This is a genomic window from Membranihabitans maritimus, from assembly GCF_021729145.1.
GTDB classification, from domain to species: Bacteria; Bacteroidota; Bacteroidia; order Chitinophagales; family Saprospiraceae; genus Membranihabitans; species Membranihabitans maritimus.
Map to the genome: position 1 here is coordinate 67,236 of NZ_JAJSLW010000013.1, position 17,556 is coordinate 84,791.

Annotated in this window: 15 protein-coding genes; 6 read left to right on the plus strand and 9 right to left on the minus strand. The window is 36.9% G+C overall.

Translation table 11 applies throughout. The annotated features are described in order from the left end of the window. Positions 1–14 precede the first annotated feature (14 nt). The 3 genes from LVD47_RS15995 to alaS all read right to left on the minus strand — a co-directional run bounded on the left by LVD47_RS15995 (position 15) and on the right by alaS (position 5,444). A complete protein-coding gene (locus LVD47_RS15995) occupies positions 15–1,424 on the minus strand; it encodes a sugar transferase (RefSeq protein ID WP_236978706.1) in 1,410 nt (469 codons plus the stop codon). Next, the gene (locus LVD47_RS16000; RefSeq protein WP_236978707.1) at positions 1,424–2,419 is read right to left on the minus strand and encodes a Gfo/Idh/MocA family protein; all 996 of its coding nucleotides are present in this window, start codon (positions 2,417–2,419) and stop codon (positions 1,424–1,426) included. The genes LVD47_RS15995 and LVD47_RS16000 overlap by 1 nt, the downstream gene beginning before the upstream one ends. A gap of 382 nt (positions 2,420–2,801) precedes the next feature. Then, on the minus strand, positions 2,802–5,444 hold the full coding sequence (gene alaS / locus LVD47_RS16005) for an alanine--tRNA ligase (protein WP_236978708.1): 2,643 nt from the start codon (positions 5,442–5,444) through the stop codon (positions 2,802–2,804). Positions 5,445–5,574: 130 nt separating this feature from the next. On the opposite strand from alaS, the gene LVD47_RS16010 reads away from it, so the two are divergent. The 3 genes from LVD47_RS16010 (at position 5,575) to LVD47_RS16020 (ending at position 8,915) form a co-directional block, all read left to right on the plus strand. Beyond that, positions 5,575–6,561 carry a M23 family metallopeptidase gene (locus tag LVD47_RS16010; protein ID WP_236978709.1) on the plus strand — a complete coding sequence of 329 codons (987 nt, stop codon included), beginning with the start codon at positions 5,575–5,577 and terminating at the stop codon, positions 6,559–6,561. A gap of 580 nt (positions 6,562–7,141) precedes the next feature. Then, on the plus strand, positions 7,142–8,590 hold the full coding sequence (gene gatB / locus LVD47_RS16015) for an Asp-tRNA(Asn)/Glu-tRNA(Gln) amidotransferase subunit GatB (protein ID WP_236978710.1): 1,449 nt from the start codon (positions 7,142–7,144) through the stop codon (positions 8,588–8,590). Further along, positions 8,583–8,915 carry a MerR family transcriptional regulator gene (locus tag LVD47_RS16020; RefSeq protein ID WP_236978711.1) on the plus strand — a complete coding sequence of 111 codons (333 nt, stop codon included), beginning with the start codon at positions 8,583–8,585 and terminating at the stop codon, positions 8,913–8,915. The genes gatB and LVD47_RS16020 overlap by 8 nt, the downstream gene beginning before the upstream one ends. Here LVD47_RS16020 and LVD47_RS16025 read toward each other — a convergent pair. The 5 genes from LVD47_RS16025 to lpxD form a co-directional block, all read right to left on the minus strand. Continuing rightward, a complete protein-coding gene (locus tag LVD47_RS16025) occupies positions 8,906–9,523 on the minus strand; it encodes an ABC transporter ATP-binding protein (protein WP_236978720.1) in 618 nt (205 codons plus the stop codon). The two genes, LVD47_RS16020 and LVD47_RS16025, sit on opposite strands and share 10 nt — an antisense overlap. Before the next feature lie 10 nt (positions 9,524–9,533). Continuing rightward, positions 9,534–10,319 (minus strand): acyl-ACP--UDP-N-acetylglucosamine O-acyltransferase, encoded by a 786-nt coding sequence (gene lpxA, locus LVD47_RS16030; RefSeq protein ID WP_236978728.1) that lies wholly within the window; start codon positions 10,317–10,319, stop codon positions 9,534–9,536. Further along, positions 10,316–10,810 (minus strand): 3-hydroxyacyl-ACP dehydratase FabZ, encoded by a 495-nt coding sequence (gene fabZ / locus LVD47_RS16035; protein ID WP_236978730.1) that lies wholly within the window; start codon positions 10,808–10,810, stop codon positions 10,316–10,318. The genes lpxA and fabZ overlap by 4 nt, the downstream gene beginning before the upstream one ends. Then, positions 10,803–11,717 carry a UDP-3-O-acyl-N-acetylglucosamine deacetylase gene (locus LVD47_RS16040; RefSeq protein ID WP_236978732.1) on the minus strand — a complete coding sequence of 305 codons (915 nt, stop codon included), beginning with the start codon at positions 11,715–11,717 and terminating at the stop codon, positions 10,803–10,805. Before LVD47_RS16040 ends, fabZ begins: the two co-directional genes overlap by 8 nt. Positions 11,718–11,815: 98 nt before the next feature. Continuing rightward, positions 11,816–12,847: a UDP-3-O-(3-hydroxymyristoyl)glucosamine N-acyltransferase gene (gene lpxD, locus LVD47_RS16045; RefSeq protein ID WP_236978733.1), complete on the minus strand. Its 1,032-nt coding sequence runs from the start codon at positions 12,845–12,847 to the stop codon at positions 11,816–11,818. 29 nt (positions 12,848–12,876) lie between these two features. Between lpxD and hemC the strand changes: the two genes are divergently transcribed. The 3 genes from hemC to LVD47_RS16060 are packed head-to-tail and all read left to right on the plus strand — an operon-like array spanning position 12,877 to position 15,047. Next, complete coding sequence (gene hemC, locus LVD47_RS16050) at positions 12,877–13,761, plus strand: hydroxymethylbilane synthase (RefSeq protein WP_236978737.1); 885 nt, start codon at positions 12,877–12,879, stop codon at positions 13,759–13,761. Beyond that, complete coding sequence (locus LVD47_RS16055; RefSeq protein WP_236978742.1) at positions 13,758–14,342, plus strand: hypothetical protein; 585 nt, start codon at positions 13,758–13,760, stop codon at positions 14,340–14,342. The genes hemC and LVD47_RS16055 overlap by 4 nt, the downstream gene beginning before the upstream one ends. A gap of 9 nt (positions 14,343–14,351) precedes the next feature. Then, complete coding sequence (locus tag LVD47_RS16060) at positions 14,352–15,047, plus strand: uroporphyrinogen-III synthase (protein ID WP_236978747.1); 696 nt, start codon at positions 14,352–14,354, stop codon at positions 15,045–15,047. Between the two features lie 178 nt (positions 15,048–15,225). Here the strand turns inward: LVD47_RS16060 and LVD47_RS16065 are convergent, their stop codons facing one another. Next, positions 15,226–17,550 carry an alpha/beta hydrolase gene (locus LVD47_RS16065; RefSeq protein ID WP_236978748.1) on the minus strand — a complete coding sequence of 775 codons (2,325 nt, stop codon included), beginning with the start codon at positions 17,548–17,550 and terminating at the stop codon, positions 15,226–15,228. Positions 17,551–17,556 lie beyond the last annotated feature (6 nt).

The following is a 17,556-nucleotide window of genomic DNA, read 5'->3' on the forward strand; positions in this document are numbered from 1 at the left end:
AATATTTAATATCATTATCGTCCGGAACCTTTTACTAAAACCAGGACGGTGTAAAATAAAATCTTCAGATCTAATGCAAAAGACCTGTTCTCTACATATAATATATCGTATTTAAGGCGTTGGAGCATTTCATCCACGGTAGATGCATATCCATATTTCACCTGTCCCCAGGATGTTATTCCCGGTTTGATTCTAAGTAAGTGTTTATAATGGGGTGCTCTCTCCATGATTTTTTCTATAAAAAAGGAGCGCTCAGGTCTCGGGCCTACAAGTGACATTTCTCCTTTTAAGACATTCCAAAATTGAGGCAATTCATCGATCCTCCATTTTCGCATTATTGCTCCCCAGGGCGTGCATCTCTCATCACCTTCAAAAGAAAGCTGAGGTCCTTTCTTCTCTGACCCGACATACATAGACCTGAATTTAAATATTGTAAATGGTTTGCCTTCCAGTCCAATACGGGTTTGTTTATAAAAAACAGGGCCCCTGGAAGATAACTTAACACGAATAGCTATATACACATATACCCACCAGAAAAGGACAATGAAAATGATAGAGACTAAAATATCAAAAACGCGTTTAATAATCCTCTGCCATCTTGGCATTATTTCCCGTTCTATCTCTATTAATATCGCACCATAAACATAATTCATTCGAACTTTTCCCAAGAGGATATCATACAAATCCGGAATAATTTTGATGGTAAGGCCTCTTGGTATGTCAAACAAGCCGTCCATTATTTTCCTGATTTTTGAATATTCGTCTTTTTCTATGGCTACCAAAGCTTCTTCGACATTGTTCTCCTTAATAACCTTTTCGATATCATCACTATTTCCTAATTCCGGTAAAACATCTGACAACCCGGATTCTACCGGTCCATTTATATTAATAAATCCAATAATATTATACCCCAGGCTTTCTTTTCGGTTAACCACATCGCGATAGAGATTTAAAGCTTTCTCATTACTTCCTATTATTAAAGTATTAAAAGAGACTATTCCCTTCTGAACCTGATCATGAACGATGGTAAGGTGAAGAATCCGGACAAAGCCAATTCCGATGAAATGAAACAAAAAATAATAAAACACTCCTCTGGACTCTACTAAATCCGCTGAGAACATATCGAGTACAAAGAGAATAAAGATTCCCATCCCGGTGTGTAAAAAAGTCCGTGACAATGTTCGAAATCGAGATTTTCGATAAGGATCCTGGTACTCATCCATAAACAGATAAAACAAAATCCAGAAAATTGGGATGGTCAATAATTTAAACCAGTACATGTAAGCCCTAGAAGATTCTCCTAAAAACTGTTCCAGACTTACTCCCGTAAAAGAAGTATTGGTGTATAGCCATATTGCTATGGAAACAACCAAATCTCCCAAAGCATATATGTATAAAGATTTTTGCCGGGTAAGTATGCGCATCAGAATGCTTTGTCGGAATTGGAAATAAAATGTTGCAAGTCTCCCTGATTTTTTACCGCTTCTACCACTTTGTCAGCAACTTCCACGGCTCTAGCACCATCTACCAAAGGTACAAATACCGGGGAATCATTCTTTATCGATTGAAAAAAATATTCAAATTCTGTTTTGATCGCGTTCAATTCCGGACCTTCAACGTTTCGAATTGTTATCCATTTTTTATGGTCATTTAGATCCAGGAGCATCGCATTTTCTTCCTTTTCATCCCGTATTCGTATTACTTGAGATTTTTTTTCTAAAAAATCCATAGAGATATAGGCATCCTTTTGGAACAATCTCATCTTCCTCATATTAGTGACTGACACTCTTGACGCCGTCAAATTAGCAACTGCACCATTCTCGAACTCAATCCTTGCATTACAAATATCATCGTGATCACTAATCAATTTAAGACCATTGGCTCTTATCTCACGAACCGGAGATTTTACAAAATGCAAAATAATATCAATATCGTGAATCATAAGGTCATGGATTACCGACACATCCGTACTGCGGGGATTAAAATTAGAAAGACGATGTACTTCCATAAAAGCAGGCTCAATAATCTCATCTTGCAGCGCCATCAACGCTGGATTGAATCTTTCCACATGCCCAATCTGAACTTTCACATTATAATTCTTAGCCAAATGAACTAACTCTTTTGCTTCTTTAGCCCCTTTTGTTACAGGTTTCTCAATAAATACGTGCTTACCCTCTTTAATGGCTTTTGAAGCAATCTCAAAATGAGAGGATGTAGGGGTAACAATACTAACGACTTCACTTTCGGCTATCAAATCATCTATACTATTAAAAGCATGCACCTTGAATTCCCCAGAAACTTTATCCAAAACATTCGGGTCATTATCATAAATTCCGGTAATGGCAAATTCAGTAATTTGTTGAATGCATTTTATATGTATTTTACCAAGGTGCCCCGCACCAATAATCCCAATTTTCATTTCCATACGATTTTCACAATAGAACTTTTTAAACAATTAAAACATTCAACTCCTGCCAATTTGATTTCATTAAGTAGTGATCTATTTAATAAAGGATAGAATAGTAACGACTATTAGCAAAATTATTATAACAAATGAAGTAACAATTATTTTTTTTAGCCGGTTACGGATTTTAATTGCCCTTGTCTTTTTTCCTTCATCCAGATTTCTAATTAATCTGGAAAAAACTTCTTCATTTACGAGATCTTTAATACTCAACTGCTTGTCCGTAGGAGGAAGCAACCGGACAAATCTCATAAACAATATCCTATTTACGATATTTAAAATCAACATGCAACCTACCAGAAATACTATGGTATAAAAATACGAAAATGCCATAAACCTACGCTTCTATTTGAGCTTCAATTAGATCCGATAATTTAGCTATTGCTCCAGGAATACCATCTGGATTTTTTCCGCCAGCAGAAGCAAAAAACGGTTGACCTCCACCCCCGCCTTTAATTAATGAGGATACTTCACGGATTAATTTACCCGCATTAAGGTCATATCTTTCGACCAAACTTTTATCAATATGAATCATAATATTGGCACTTTCGCCGCTTTGATCCCCAATAACCACAATTGCCGGTGAATATTGATCCGCTATTTCAAAAACAATATTCTTCAGATTCTTTGAATCCAGACCATCTGTATATGCTGACAAAACCGAATACCCCTTTTTATCCACTACCTTTTGGAGCAAGGTCTTTTTCAAATCTTGGCTTTTAGCCAGTTTTACAATTTCTAACTCCTTAATTAATTCTTTATTTTCTTGTAATAAATTTTCTACCTGGCCTGCAACGTTTACAGGATTTTTGAACAACGACCGTATCGATGATAGTTCTTCCACCTCCCTGTCAAGATAGTCGAGTGCAGAATATCCAGTCACGGCTTCTATTCTCCGTATACCCGAAGCAACTGAACTCTCGGAAGTAATTCGAAACAATCTTATTTTGGAAGTTGTACTCACATGACATCCACCGCATAGTTCCTTTGAATATTTTTCATCAAATATGATCATTCGTACTTTCTCCCCATATTTTTCACCAAAAAGCATAGTAGCACCTTCCTCTTTTGCCTGTTCAATAGGAACTTCTCTCCTTTCATCCAGGATTATATCCTCCCCTATCTTTGCATTGACTATTTTTTCGATTGTATCCAATTGTTCTCTGGTCACTTTTTCATAGTGACTAAAATCAAACCTCAAATATTTATCCGAAACCAACGATCCTTTTTGTTGGACATGATCCCCAAGAACATTCCTGAGGGCAGCATGAAGTAAGTGCGTAGCACTATGGTTATTCTCAGTAGCTCTTCTTCTCGCTACATTAATTTCGGCATGAAAAGGCTCCACCGGATCCTCCGGTAATTGGTCTACGATGTGTACAATCAATTCATTTTCACGGACAGTATCCAACACTTTGATTCTTTGTCCGGATTGGCTGACCAATATGCCTGTATCACCAATTTGTCCACCTCCTTCAGCATAAAAAGGAGTTCGGTTAAGGACAATCTGGTTTACTTTTTTATTCTTTTTAGTAACTTCCCTAGTTCGGGTAATGTATACAGGGTAAGCCTCTGTATGGTCATAACCAATAAATTCAGTAGACTTATCCTCTTTGTAAATATTCCAATCTCCTACTTTCTGTACTGCGTCTTTTCTCGATCGGTCTTTTTGCTCTTTCAATGACTTTTCAAAACCTGCAAAATCTACATCCAGACCTTGTTCTTTAGCCATTAATGCTGTCAAATCAATAGGGAACCCATACGTATCATATAATAAGAACGCATCCTGGCCCGACACAATTTCACCTTTTACCTCAAGCATATTAAAACGCTGAATTCCATCTTCCAATGTTCTGAGAAAGCTCTTTTCTTCTTCTTTTACCACACGAGCTACAAAATCCTCCTGGGCCTTTAGCTCTGGAAATACAACTTCAAATCTATCAGCTAAAAGACCAATTAACTTAGTTAACAAAGGTTGCTTCCAATCCAAAAAAGTATAATAATACCGTACTGCTCTTCTCAAAATCCTACGTATCACATAACCTGCCCCACTATTTCCGGGGATCTGTCCATCTGCAATTGTAAAAGCCACCGCCCTCAAATGATCTGCAACTACCCTAAATGCAGTATCTACTTTTTCATTCGGACCGTACTTATTATGATATTTAACTCCGGTAATTGATTGGATTTCTTCAATAAATGGCGTAAAAATATCAGATTCGTAATTTGATTTCTTACCCTGTATTGCCATACAAAGTCTTTCAAATCCCATCCCTGTATCTATGTGTTTCTCGGGAAGAGTTTGTAGGTCACCGGAAGCCATCCTATTAAATTGGATAAATACCAGGTTCCATATTTCGATCACCATCGGATGATCTTTGTTAACCAACGAAGCACCGTCCGTTTTACGTCTCTCTTCATCAGTCCTAAGGTCGATATGTATCTCAGAGCAAGGACCACAAGGACCTGTTTCACCCATTTCCCAGAAATTATCCTCCTTTGAGCCATCGAGAATACGATCTTCAGGTAAGTAGTTCCTCCAAAGATCATAAGCTTCCTCATCTCTTTCCAAACCATCCTTTGTATCTCCTTCAAAAATAGTCGCATATAACCGGTCTGATGCCAACCCATATACTTTTGTTAACAATTCCCAGGACCAATCAATAACTTCCTTTTTGAAATAATCTCCAAATGACCAATTTCCCAACATTTCAAACATGGTATGATGATAACTATCAATTCCCACTTCTTCAAGGTCATTATGTTTTCCTGAAACGCGCAGACATTTTTGGGTATCCACCACCCTGCTATCAACTATTTCCTTAGTACCCAGGAAATAATCTTTAAATTGATTCATTCCCGCATTGGTGAACATCAGGGATGGATCACTATTATTAACGATCGGAGCTGAAGGAACATATTTATGTCCCTTTTCCTTAAAAAAGTCAAAAAACCTTTGCCTTATTTCTCCCGACTGCATAAAATGTTAATTTTTTTTATATTATATATATATTAAATAAATTTGTATGTTTTTGAGTGCTTACATGTAATTTTATATACATTGCTACGTTTGATCAAATGTACTATTATATTCGAAATTCCGTACATAAATGAGTAAAGAGAAATTTGTATTTAACCCCCAAACTCTTCGATACGAAAAGGCTAAAACTTCACTATTTTTAAAAACTTTCAAAGTAATTGGTTTTTTAAGTTTGGCTCTCGTATTCGGTTTTTTCTCCTTCTATTATTTGAGCTCCAAAATTCCGGGCGTCAATTTTAAGGAGAAAGAATTGAAAAAAGAACTAAAACAAATGGAAATTAAATTCAATTTGGTTCAGGACCAATTGAATATGATGAGTTCTGTATTGGAAAATATCCACTCCAGAAATTCCAACATACACAAAATCGTATTTGGGACTGACCCCATGGACAACAATGTCTGGAATGGAGGGGTCGGTGGTCATCAACAATACAATGAATTAATTAATTTTAATTCAAAAGACCTTATTGTTGGAACACTTAATAAAGCTGACCGACTTTCAAGAAAATTAACACTACAGTCAAAAGAACTCGATAAGCTGGAAGATATGACTCTCGAAAGAGAAGAAATTCTTCATTCAACACCTTCTATAAAACCTGTCAGAGAGGATAAATTGAAAAGAAATGTTCAATACCTTTCCGGTTTTGGCATGAGAATGCATCCTATCCACAAAATTGCAAAATTCCACGAAGGAATAGACTTTACGGCTCCTGAAGGTACCAAAATTCAAGCGACCGGAAACGGTGTTATCTCCAGGGTAGAAAATAAATCAACAGGTTACGGATTAAACGTTGTAATCGACCATGGCCATGATTATGAAACTTTGTACGCGCATATGAAAGAAATTTTCGTAAAAGAAGGACAAAAAGTTGAAAAAGGGGAACTAATAGGACTTATCGGAGATACCGGAACTTCTACGGCTCCACATCTTCACTACGAAGTAAGATACAAAGGTGATCCGGTCAACCCTATACAATATGTTATGGACGGTCTTACTCCTGAAGAATATTCAAAGTTGATAAAAATGGCTTCCGAATCCAATAAGTCACTGGATTGAAAAGTAATAATTATGTACTGTATACCAGGTAATTTTATCAACCAGTTCAATCAAGCATAGAAGCAGTAAATCATTTCTTTTCAATGCTTAAGCTTTAGCGGAAAATACAATTATTATTTATTCTTCCATAGGCTATATTGGGATGGATCCTTGGAATTGCGATAGTAATTATCGAGATGACAGGGGTTAATACAGGGGTATATGTCAAGAAACCGAAAGCGATTACCAAAACGTTGTCCGAATTTCTCGATGGTCATAAATTGTCCCTTGACGCTACTACATATATACATTTTATAAAATCAATATTCTATTTTCTAAAATACCCACTATCACTTGCACCTAATTATTTACCAGATCTGAATGGCATTTTAAACACTACTCCAAATACTGGATGCCGGGACGGAAATTGCATATATATATCCTCCAATTCAACAATCATACAAACCAAATGAATTTTGCTAGCGGCATTACAAGCACTAGGTTCAACCTCAGGGTCAAAGTTTCAGGCAGTAACACCTGTCTGGAAAATTTAGTAAATTCCCCGGATTAGAATTATCTTCGCATCAAAATTTAGCAAATTATGAATTTGAATAACTTGGAAAGTGTAATAGGATTGGAAGTTCATATCCAGGTTAACACTGCTTCAAAAGCTTTCGCCCCTGAAGCAGCCAGCTTTACTTCAACTCCTAATGAACATATCAGTCCTGTCAGTCTTGCGCTCCCCGGCACCCTGCCAGTAATGAATAAAAAACATATTGAAAAAGCCGTACGACTGGGATTGGCACTTGGATGTAAAATAAATCCAAGGAATTATTTCGACCGAAAAAATTATTTTTACGCCGATTTACCAAAAGGTTATCAAATCACACAAGACGGGGATCCTATTTGCCTGGGAGGATCACTGACTTTATCTGGTAATAGGAAAATCAATATTCACCATATCCATATGGAAGAAGACGCAGGTAAATCAATCCATGATATAGATCCTTTAAATACACTTCTAGACTATAACAGAGCTGGAGTCCCCCTCCTTGAACTCGTTACCCAACCTGATCTTAAAAACGGTGAGGAGGTGGAAGAGTTTGTCAATACGCTGAGGCGATTGGTCCGATATATTGATGTATCAGATGGAATTATGCAAGAAGGTTCCCTTCGATGTGATGTCAATCTTTCCCTCCGCGAAAGAGGAAGTACTGAATTAAATACACGCTGTGAAATAAAAAATATCAATTCAGCTTCTAATGCTAAAAAAGCAGTTGAACAAGAAATTAAAAGACAACTTTCGATCCTTAAAAAGGGTGGTACAATTGCGCAACAAACCCTGGATTTCAACCTAAAAACCCAAAAACTAACCGTCACACGAGAAAAAGAAGATGCACACGATTACAGGTATTTTCCGGAACCAGACCTCTCTCCCATTGATCTTAACGAAGAATATATCGAGAAGGTAAAACAAAACATGGGACGGCTCCCGGATGACTACTTCAAAATGTTGACTGAAGAATATAAGATCAGCGAATACGAAGCAAACATCCTTGTTGAATCAAAAGAATTATCTGATTACACGATTAAGCTTATTAAATCGAGTGAATTAAAAATCAGAACTATTACAAATTTTATCATTAATAAATATTTGCCAGAGGTTAAAACGGGTACTGATGAGCTGGAATCCTACCCTCTTAATAGTGATCAAATTATTGGATTTTTAGAATTAATAGAATCTGAGAAGATAACTATCTCTTCAGCCTATCAAAATTTGTTACCAGCACTGTTGAAAAATCCAGAAAAGGATCCAAAAAAACTAATAAAAGATTTGGACCTTATTCAGGATTTTGATTCCAACGCTTTGAAATCAATAATTTTAGATATATTAGAAAAAAATCCTGAATTGTTGAAAAAATACAAGAATGGGAGAAAAAATCTTTTCGGGTTTTTCATGGGTGAGGTAATGAAAGCCTCAAAAGGAAAAAGCAATCCCAAAGAAGCCAAGAAAGTTCTTGGTGAAATATTAAATAAAAGTGATGGTTGATATCCAAAAACTAACAAAACTGTATTATACAATCGGCGAAGTTGCAAAACTTTTTGATGTTTCTACGTCGCTCTTACGCTATTGGGAGTCAGAATTTCCCCAGATCAATCCGGGAAAAACGAATAAAGGTGATCGAAGATATACCAAGAAGGATATTCAAAAAATAAAAACTATATATATTCTGCTTAAAGAAGAAGGCTTTACCATAGAAGGTGCCAAATCTGCTTACAAAAAGAGAGAAGAAAGGGATAATAAATTAGAGGAAATAAAGGTAAAACTCAATACCATTCAAAAGGAAATGAAAAAAATGAGAAATCATTTGTAATCAGGGATATATATTTGTTCTCTGCAAAACGCATATTCCCTTTCATCATTAGAAGCTACCAGTATCAACTTTTCTCTTCCGAATTCATCGACTAATTGACGATACCATTCAACTCCTGCTTTATCCAAATTACTGCATGGTTCATCCAGAAATAAAACCGGCACATCCATAGAAATCGTAAGGAGTAGTCGCAATCTCTGATACATACCACTACTTAGGCTACTCACCTTTTTCTCCTTGTGAGATTGAAAGTCAAGTTTCCCGATGAAATCATCTACTGTCTCAAGGGTAAAATGAGATCTAAAAGAAGTAAAAAACTCAATTACTTCAGATACTGAAAATTGTTCATCAAAAAACAATTGAGGTGAGCAAAAGGAAAAATATCTAAACCAGTTATATCTTTTCACTTCCTTTTCACCTCCTGACCATTTAATAGAGCCTGAGGTATGTTCAACCATCCCCGATATGACCTTTAGTAGCGTTGACTTCCCACTACCATTACTCCCCAATACGGCAATTCTTTCCCCTGATTTAAAGTGTGCTGAAAATCCGGAAAAGACAGTTGAATAATTATACTCCTTAGACAATCCCTCGACTTCTATATCCATATGGAAATGGTTACCTGCTCTTGTATCCCCTGATTAGTCCTCTTTTACTTTCAGCAATAAATTTCAAAATATTATCTTTAAATGGCGAGTCGGGGGCATCCTTAATTATTATATCTACTCCCTGTCTGACATTATTTCCTTTTACGTATAAGGTACGATATAGATCTTCAATAAGGTGTACATCTTCAGAACTAAACCCTCTTCTTCGAAGACCGATAGTATTTACTCCCGCGAAAGCCAATGGCTCTCTGGCCGCCTTTATGTATGGAGGAACATCTTTTCTAACCAAAGCCCCTCCCCCGATAAAAGAGTGAGCTCCCACTTTCACAAACTGGTGAACAGCAGTCAAACCACCTAATTGAACATACTCATCAAGCTGAATATGCCCAGCCAGATTTACGTTATTTGCGAGAATACAATTCCTGGAAAGAATACAATCGTGAGCCACATGAACATATGCCATTAAAAGACAATTATCCCCAATGGTAGTTGCCAAATTTGCGGTAGTTCCTTTGTTTAATGTACAATATTCCCTAATAATCACATTATTCCCAATAACCAACAAAGTATCTTCACCTTTATATTTTAGATCCTGTGGTATAGCTCCCAACACCGCTCCGGGAAATATTTTGCAATTTTTGCCGATTCGTACTCCATCCATGATTGTGACGTGAGGTCCAATCCATGTTCCCTCTCCTATTTCTACATCCCCAGCTATGGTAGTGAAAGGCTCCACTTCTACATTATCAGCCAATTTTGCTGCGGGATGAATAAACGCATTATCATTTACAATCATGAGTTTTTTCTCTTTTCAATTTTTGCGGTAAAATCACCTTCTGAAACTAATTCAGATCCTACGAATGCCGTACCATGCATGTGACAAATACCACGACGAATTGGATTCAATAATTCCATTTGCAAAATAAGTGTATCACCGGGACCTACCATCCTTCTAAACCTCGTATTATCTATTTTCAAAAAGTATGTGTCCCACTTCACTTCTTGATTCATTTGTGAAAGTGCTAATATTCCCCCCGTTTGGGCGAATGCTTCTACTTGAAGAACTCCCGGAAATATAGGATTCCCAGGAAAATGCCCCTGAAAACACTGTTCATTATACGTTAGGTTCTTCACACCCACTACCCGCTCTTTTGACAATTCAATGATTTTATCTACCATTAAAAAGGGATACCTGTGTGGAAGCATCTCCATTATTTCCGACGTATCCTTTATGGGTGGAAGGTTGGGATCATATACCGGAATCTCTTTTTTATTTTTTCTATCCATAAAATAACTCTATTAAATGTCGAGCCAGATTAATGTTACCGGTATGTCCCGGCCTGACCGCTTGAATTTTACCTTTAATGTTCGAATTCAACAACGACAAATCTCCAATCATATCTAGTAATTTATGTCGTGCCGGTTCATTCTCATAAAACATTGGTCCATTTATCACATTATCTTTTACACTAACGTCCGAAACATTATTAATGTGCTGATTTAAAAATGTCTTAACGTCATATTCTGTTGCACCTGTATCTACTAATACCACCGCATTAAATAAATCGCCTCCCTGAATTAACCCCTGTTCTATTAATCCTCGAATTTCAGAATACATACTGAATGTCCTCGCTTTGGAAACTTCATTGAAATAATCCCCCCCCATTTTCCAATTAAATTCCTGATTCTCCAGGACCTTATTATCATATCTTACTACTACTTCATATTCCAGAGTATCATTGGGAGACAGCAAATACTCAGCTCCCGTATCAGGACAAATAAAGTTGATTATGTCATCTATTACAAGTTTGGTCAACTCCTCTCCTTCAAATTCCTGAATACCGGCTATGCGAATCTTTTCCACGAAACTATGCGATCCTCCGTCTAAAATAGGAATTTCTTCACCTACTTCAATAAATAATTCCGCATCAGTAATATTTTCTGCATAAAAAGCAGACATAAGATGTTCTACAGTGGATACTGATCGTTCACCATTGCCTAAGGTAGTACATCGATTTGTAGAAATGACATTTGCCAGGTGGCATGGGATATAACCCAACTGACCATCCGGGTTTTGATATGAGAAATAAATACCTTTTTCAATAAAAGAAGGTCGTATCTCAATACGAGCTACCCCTCCAGTGTGGATGCCCACACCTTCAATTGTAAATTTGTTTGATAGCGTTTTACGCATTAGGTATTATTATAAAAACTCGCACAAAGATAAGCCTTTCTCCATAATTACGTGCCTATTTACATATTGTTAATCGAATTAACTTTTTATTTAATCGATTATTTAGTATCGTTTTTTACTTTTTTTTCCAGTTGTGCCAGTCTTTTTTCTATTTCAGGAAGCTTTTTGGTTACCGTAAATGCTTTAAAAAATTGTAAATGACTATAAGCCGGCGAACCAAATACCCGATTATTATCACCCAAATCCGACATTACTCCCGATTGACCGGAGATTAAGTTTTCAGATCCGATTTTTATATGCCCTGCTATCCCGGCCTGCCCCCCCAACTGGTTATTTGAACCCAATTGACTACTTCCTGCAATTCCGGCCTGGGCCGCTATCACCGTATTCTTTCCTATGACCACATTATGAGCTATCTGGACCAGGTTGTCAAGCTTTACACCCTCTTCAATTATTGTAGATCCCATGGATGCCCGGTCTACCACAGTATTTGCACCAATATCCACATTGTCTTTTAGTACCACATTTCCAATTTGTGGAATTTTACGATAATTACCGTCACTATCACGTGCAAAACCAAACCCATCACTTCCAATCACTGCATTGGCATGAAGTGTAACAGCATTACCAATCCTACAATCTGCATGGACCTTGACCCCTGGAAAAATCCTGACACCATTACCTATCTGAACATTAGTCCCAATATAAACATGACTTTGAATTTCACAATTTTCACCAATCATTACTCCCTTTTCTATATGAACAAAAGGTCCGATATATACACTGTCAGGAACTTCAACGCCCTCATGAATACTGGCCAATGGAGAAATTCCTTTTATTTTTACCTTATTTTCATCAAAAAATTCAAAAAGTATTGAAAGTGCCAAATAGACATTTTCTACTTTTAATAATGTGGTTGGGACTGGCTTCCTGGGATTAAAATCTTTACCCACAATGATAGCTGTTGCCTGAGTCTGGTATAGATATTCTTCATATTTTGCATTTGAAAAAAAAGTAATTGCACCGGGCCCGGCATCTTCAATTTTACCGGGATGTGTAATTACCCCCTCACCATTTCCTTGCACTTCAGCATTAATAAGCTCAGCAATTTGATTTATCTTTGCTTCCATAATTTTTTTCTCAAACTTAACAAATTGTAATGATAAAAATTGGAACCCGTGGCAGCAAATTGGCGATGTGGCAGGCGGAACATTTCCAACAACTTCTGAATGAGATTAATATCGAAAGCAGCATAATTGTATTAAAAACAAAAGGTGATCGAATTCAAAATCTCAGTTTCGACAAAATAGAAGGAAAAGGATTTTTCACCAAGGAAATTGAAGATGCACTGTTGGCAGAAGAAATTGATGTAGCCGTCCATTCCCTAAAAGACTTACCGACAGAAAGTCCTGAAGGATTGGTCATTGCCGGATTATCCAGTCGCGCTAACCCCGCCGATCTACTTCTAATCAGGGAGGATTCATATGACGAGCAACAACCATTTAAACTCAAAAAAGGCTCCATAGTAGGGACATCCTCACAGCGTCGAAAATCGTTAGTGCGCTATTTCAGACCTGATATTTCATTGAAAGATATAAGAGGTAATGTGCCCACAAGAATCCAAAAATTAAAGGATGGCAATTTTGATGCTATTGTCATAGCCAAAGCTGGTGTAGATCGAATAAATGCACGCATCGAAGGTCTCCATTCGCGTGTTTTGAACCCAAAAGAATTTATTTCAGCACCGGGCCAGGGAGTAATTGCTTTTCAAACCAGGGAAGGAGAGATAGATATCCGAAAAATGTTAGGCCGGTTATCCGATAAAAATCTGGTAGACACGGTTAATGTGGAGCGAAAAGTATTGAAATTACTGGAAGGAGGATGTCATATGCCCATAGGAGTATATTGTGAAAAAGATGATCTGGGGAATTTTCATGTTTGGTCTTGCTATGGAAATAATTGGAAAGATGATCTAAATTTTGTACAATATTCATCAAATACTAAATTTGAACTTGCAGAAACTATAGCAAATAAATTGAAATGATTTTAATATTTGACACAAGTGCAGCGGGAAAACCCAAAAAATGGAAGGCACCTTATACCGATACTTTTAGTTGGCCAAGGATGATTCATATCTCCTGGCTCTGTTATGATCGGGAGGGCAATCTTGCTTCTGATGAGAATTTACTTATTCGAAATGGAGCCCTGGAGATTCCTGAGGATATGTTGAGATATCATAAACTAAAATTGGAAGACATTGAAGAAAATGGAGTCGAACTGGAAGAGGCATTGGAAAAATTCAAAGCCATCGTGGACCAATCTGATTATGTCTTTTCTTTTAACCTGAATTACAATGAAAGTATAGTAGGTGCAGAATATGCAAGAAATAATATTAATCACAGACTGCACCAGTCTGAACGATATTGCCTCATGAGAGAATCAACTTATTTTTGCAAAATCGTAGGCAAAGACGGCGGTTATAAATGGCCAACTCTTACCGAATTACATACCAGGTGTTTCGGAGCCGGATATGCTGGGCCTAATAACGCCAGAAACGATGTATTGGCAGCCACCAAGTGCTTTAATTATATGTGGACTGAAGGGGAATTAGAAGATTTGTTTTAAGGTTTCAATATGAGGTTGTTTATCAGTCGCCAACTTTCCCAGGATAGCCCCATTCGTAAACTCGCCACAGACCATAAATGGGAACTCATAGATCAGTCACTTATTGATATCAAGATCAGAACGTTACAGGAATTACCTCATGCCGATTGGTATTTCTTTTACAGCAAAAATGGTGTAAAAAGCTACCTTAAATATCGGAATACAATGTCAAACAAAACCAATGACAAAAATATTAAGCTGGCGGCCATCGGTCCCGGTACGGCAACTTTTATGATTCAAAATGATCTCGTTTGTTCATTTGCAGGGGATGGTGGAACAGATCAGACCGAATCTGATTTTCTGGAAGTAAGTAAAAATGATGATAGCATTCTCTTTTTCAGGGCCGAAAATTCTGCTAATCGCCTAATGAAAACGATCAAACCTTTCCGTAAGGTGCAATCGGTAATTGCATACGACAATGATATGGTACCTACTGTATTTCCCCCTGTAGACATTGTGGTGTTAACCAGTAGCAGGAATGCCCGTGCATTTCTAAAAGCAAACCCCACTCCAAAACAAAAAATTATAGCCATTGGCCATCCGACTTATGATACACTCTTGTCACTTTCCATTCCTTCAACAGATATAATTGTGGCTGAAGAACCCTCTGAAGAAGGGATATTAAAAGCCTTACTTAAAATTATGAATAATAAGGATATAACTTAATTATATTTATTTATGTAAAGATGTGAATACTATGGACAACAATCAAAAGCATTGACTATAGACACCAAAATTTAACCCCGGCAATTGGATCATCTTCTAAATTCATAAAATTCTATGGCTTCCACAATCAATGCAATTTGATTATTCCATTTATAATTTGTGAGATTATTATCTCCGCTCAATGGTCATTATATAATTTTCTTGTATCCTTCAAATAAATAGTTTGTACTTGTGGCATTTTATCAAAATTCCCATTATTGTCCCAGAGTTCTATTGAAACATCGTAGAAATATGAAGGAAGACCTTTTAGTAATTTCGTAAAAATACCGTCATCCTTTATAAGATCCTTATTTTCTCCATTATCGTAAACCTCAAAAGATATCGATTCAGGTTCTGACTCCCAATTAACATGTTTAATATTTGCTTTCCCGGGATTAGGCTCAAGATTTATTCGCATTCTTTCGACACTACCTCCATCGTATGCTTTGATTTCAATGCTTTCTTCATTCAAAACTTGAAGCCATTGAACTTGTGGAGGAGTAATATCCTTTCCGGTAATTTCTATATTAACATATCCTCTCTTGACTATATGTTGTCCGCTTAATTTACCAGGAAGCCAGTACTCAATGTAAATCGGGATATTTTGACCTTCCGGTATACTATTTGATAAAACAGTTTTAGAATATTTAAAAGCTCCACCAATATGATCATACTCTTGCCAACTGTCGGCTATCCTGATATTGGTATTATTTTGATTCAAATATGGGCTAATTGAATAAGCAAATGTCCTTATAAGCTTGCCCTCTTCTTCTACCAAAATCTCAATGGTTTCGCCCGGGTTAGGAATACCATCTCCATTTCCAATTCCAACTAATTGATAGGTAGAATCTACAGCTGCTTTTACGACCGTCAACTCTTTTCCATCACCTATTTCAAAATCCAATATTTCATCCACAGGCTCTTTGAACCTGATGTCCAATTCATCATTCCAGGTATTTCCTTTCGAGTCTTTAAATAAAACACCCAGTTTACCTATTTCTGAATGCAGGTTATTGCTTTTTATTTGAAAAACTCCATCTACTGCTTTCTCTACACCTAATCTTAACTCGCCTACCATTCTACTGGAATGAATAACCACTATATCATCACTTATCGGATACAACTCCACGGAAACAGAATCAGTTTGAGAAAACCCCTTATTCAATGCTTTGATTGATACATTTACAGTATCTCCTGCGATAGCCCAATTGCCTTCTAAAATTGACCATGAAGAAACAACTATTTCTGGATCAGATAATGGTTTACCAATATATATTTCATGAATACTTCCGGTAGTTTCTATCTCAAGAACCCCTTCAGAATCACTTTCGACCAGATAAACACGAGACTCCATTGTTCTTACATCCACATCGCGTATTTGATACTCTGTTTCTGCCTCATAAAAAGGAGCTGTTTTAACTTTTACAGACACATGCGTCATCAATTCTCCATCAGGTAAAAAATTTCGAACAGAAGATCTAAAACCAGTTTTTGAAACACGCTCCAAGATGGTAAACCCGGATTGATTTCGGGAGGATTCTACACTATATCCCCATACATTGAAACTTGGGTAAATATCAATATAATCCCATTGTTCCCGGACGGGCAAAGGATTTTCGAATGCATTCATAATAAACTCAAACATTTCCCCTAGTCCACACGTAATGTGAGAGGCTTCATACATTTTGTACTGATAATGAGGTACTGCACTTTGCCAATACCGGTTAAAATCATTGTGATAGAATCGAAGACGGTCGCGGGTTCCATTGTGCATTCGCACACTTACTGACTTGAAATTATCATACATTTCAGAATGCATATAAACAACCGGAAACTCTAAAGGACCTGCCTGAAATTCAGTTGATCCGCAAAAATTTCCGGCGGCACTTACCAAATCGGGAAATTTTGCAGCCATCCAAAAAGTCATAAACCCTCCCATCGACAATCCTGAAACAGCCCGACACCTCCTGTCTTTCAACGTCTTGTAATGACCATCTATATACCTTACCAATTCCAAAAAGTACTCTGGAAATTGACGAAATGAAGTTACTTTACTTATATTATAAGGTGTTAAATTCAACGGCTCATGTGTAAATTGATTCAATCCATCAACCTTGACGACTATAACATCATTGTTCGATACAAATTTTTCAATGTTATCACCATTATTTTCCTCACCTACATCGTAATCAGAATATCCACTACCCATTGATCCAAAGTACCTTTGTGCCCAACCATGAAAAAAATAAATTACCGGATATTTCTTATCTGTATCAATGTCGTATTCAGGAGGTAAAAATATTCTGTAAGATCGATTCGCTCCGAATACATGACTGTAATGATACTGATCTTTGATAATTACATCCGTCTTGTTTTGACCAGGCAAATCAAATGTTGATAACAAGACAAAAAAGAAGGCCAGGTAACAAAGGCGAACACGACAAATTAATTCTGATAATATCATAACCGA

Excerpts from the sequence above, each read along its gene's own strand:
- LVD47_RS16020 (WP_236978711.1), top strand. The coding sequence starts at position 8,583 with ATGGTTGATATCCAAAAACTAACAAAACTGTATTATACAATCGGCGAA.
- LVD47_RS15995 (WP_236978706.1), bottom strand. The coding sequence starts at position 1,424 with ATGCGCATACTTACCCGGCAAAAATCTTTATACATATATGCTTTGGGA.
- LVD47_RS16060 (WP_236978747.1), top strand. The coding sequence starts at position 14,352 with ATGAGGTTGTTTATCAGTCGCCAACTTTCCCAGGATAGCCCCATTCGT.
- hemC (WP_236978737.1), top strand. The coding sequence starts at position 12,877 with ATGATAAAAATTGGAACCCGTGGCAGCAAATTGGCGATGTGGCAGGCG.
- LVD47_RS16055 (WP_236978742.1), top strand. The coding sequence starts at position 13,758 with ATGATTTTAATATTTGACACAAGTGCAGCGGGAAAACCCAAAAAATGG.
- LVD47_RS16010 (WP_236978709.1), top strand. The coding sequence starts at position 5,575 with ATGAGTAAAGAGAAATTTGTATTTAACCCCCAAACTCTTCGATACGAA.
- LVD47_RS16040 (WP_236978732.1), bottom strand. The coding sequence starts at position 11,717 with ATGCGTAAAACGCTATCAAACAAATTTACAATTGAAGGTGTGGGCATC.
- LVD47_RS16065 (WP_236978748.1), bottom strand. The coding sequence starts at position 17,550 with ATGATATTATCAGAATTAATTTGTCGTGTTCGCCTTTGTTACCTGGCC.
- LVD47_RS16025 (WP_236978720.1), bottom strand. The coding sequence starts at position 9,523 with ATGGATATAGAAGTCGAGGGATTGTCTAAGGAGTATAATTATTCAACT.
- lpxA (WP_236978728.1), bottom strand. The coding sequence starts at position 10,319 with ATGATTGTAAATGATAATGCGTTTATTCATCCCGCAGCAAAATTGGCT.
- lpxD (WP_236978733.1), bottom strand. The coding sequence starts at position 12,847 with ATGGAAGCAAAGATAAATCAAATTGCTGAGCTTATTAATGCTGAAGTG.
- gatB (WP_236978710.1), top strand. The coding sequence starts at position 7,142 with ATGAATTTGAATAACTTGGAAAGTGTAATAGGATTGGAAGTTCATATC.
- fabZ (WP_236978730.1), bottom strand. The coding sequence starts at position 10,810 with ATGGATAGAAAAAATAAAAAAGAGATTCCGGTATATGATCCCAACCTT.
- LVD47_RS16000 (WP_236978707.1), bottom strand. The coding sequence starts at position 2,419 with ATGAAAATTGGGATTATTGGTGCGGGGCACCTTGGTAAAATACATATA.
- alaS (WP_236978708.1), bottom strand. The coding sequence starts at position 5,444 with ATGCAGTCGGGAGAAATAAGGCAAAGGTTTTTTGACTTTTTTAAGGAA.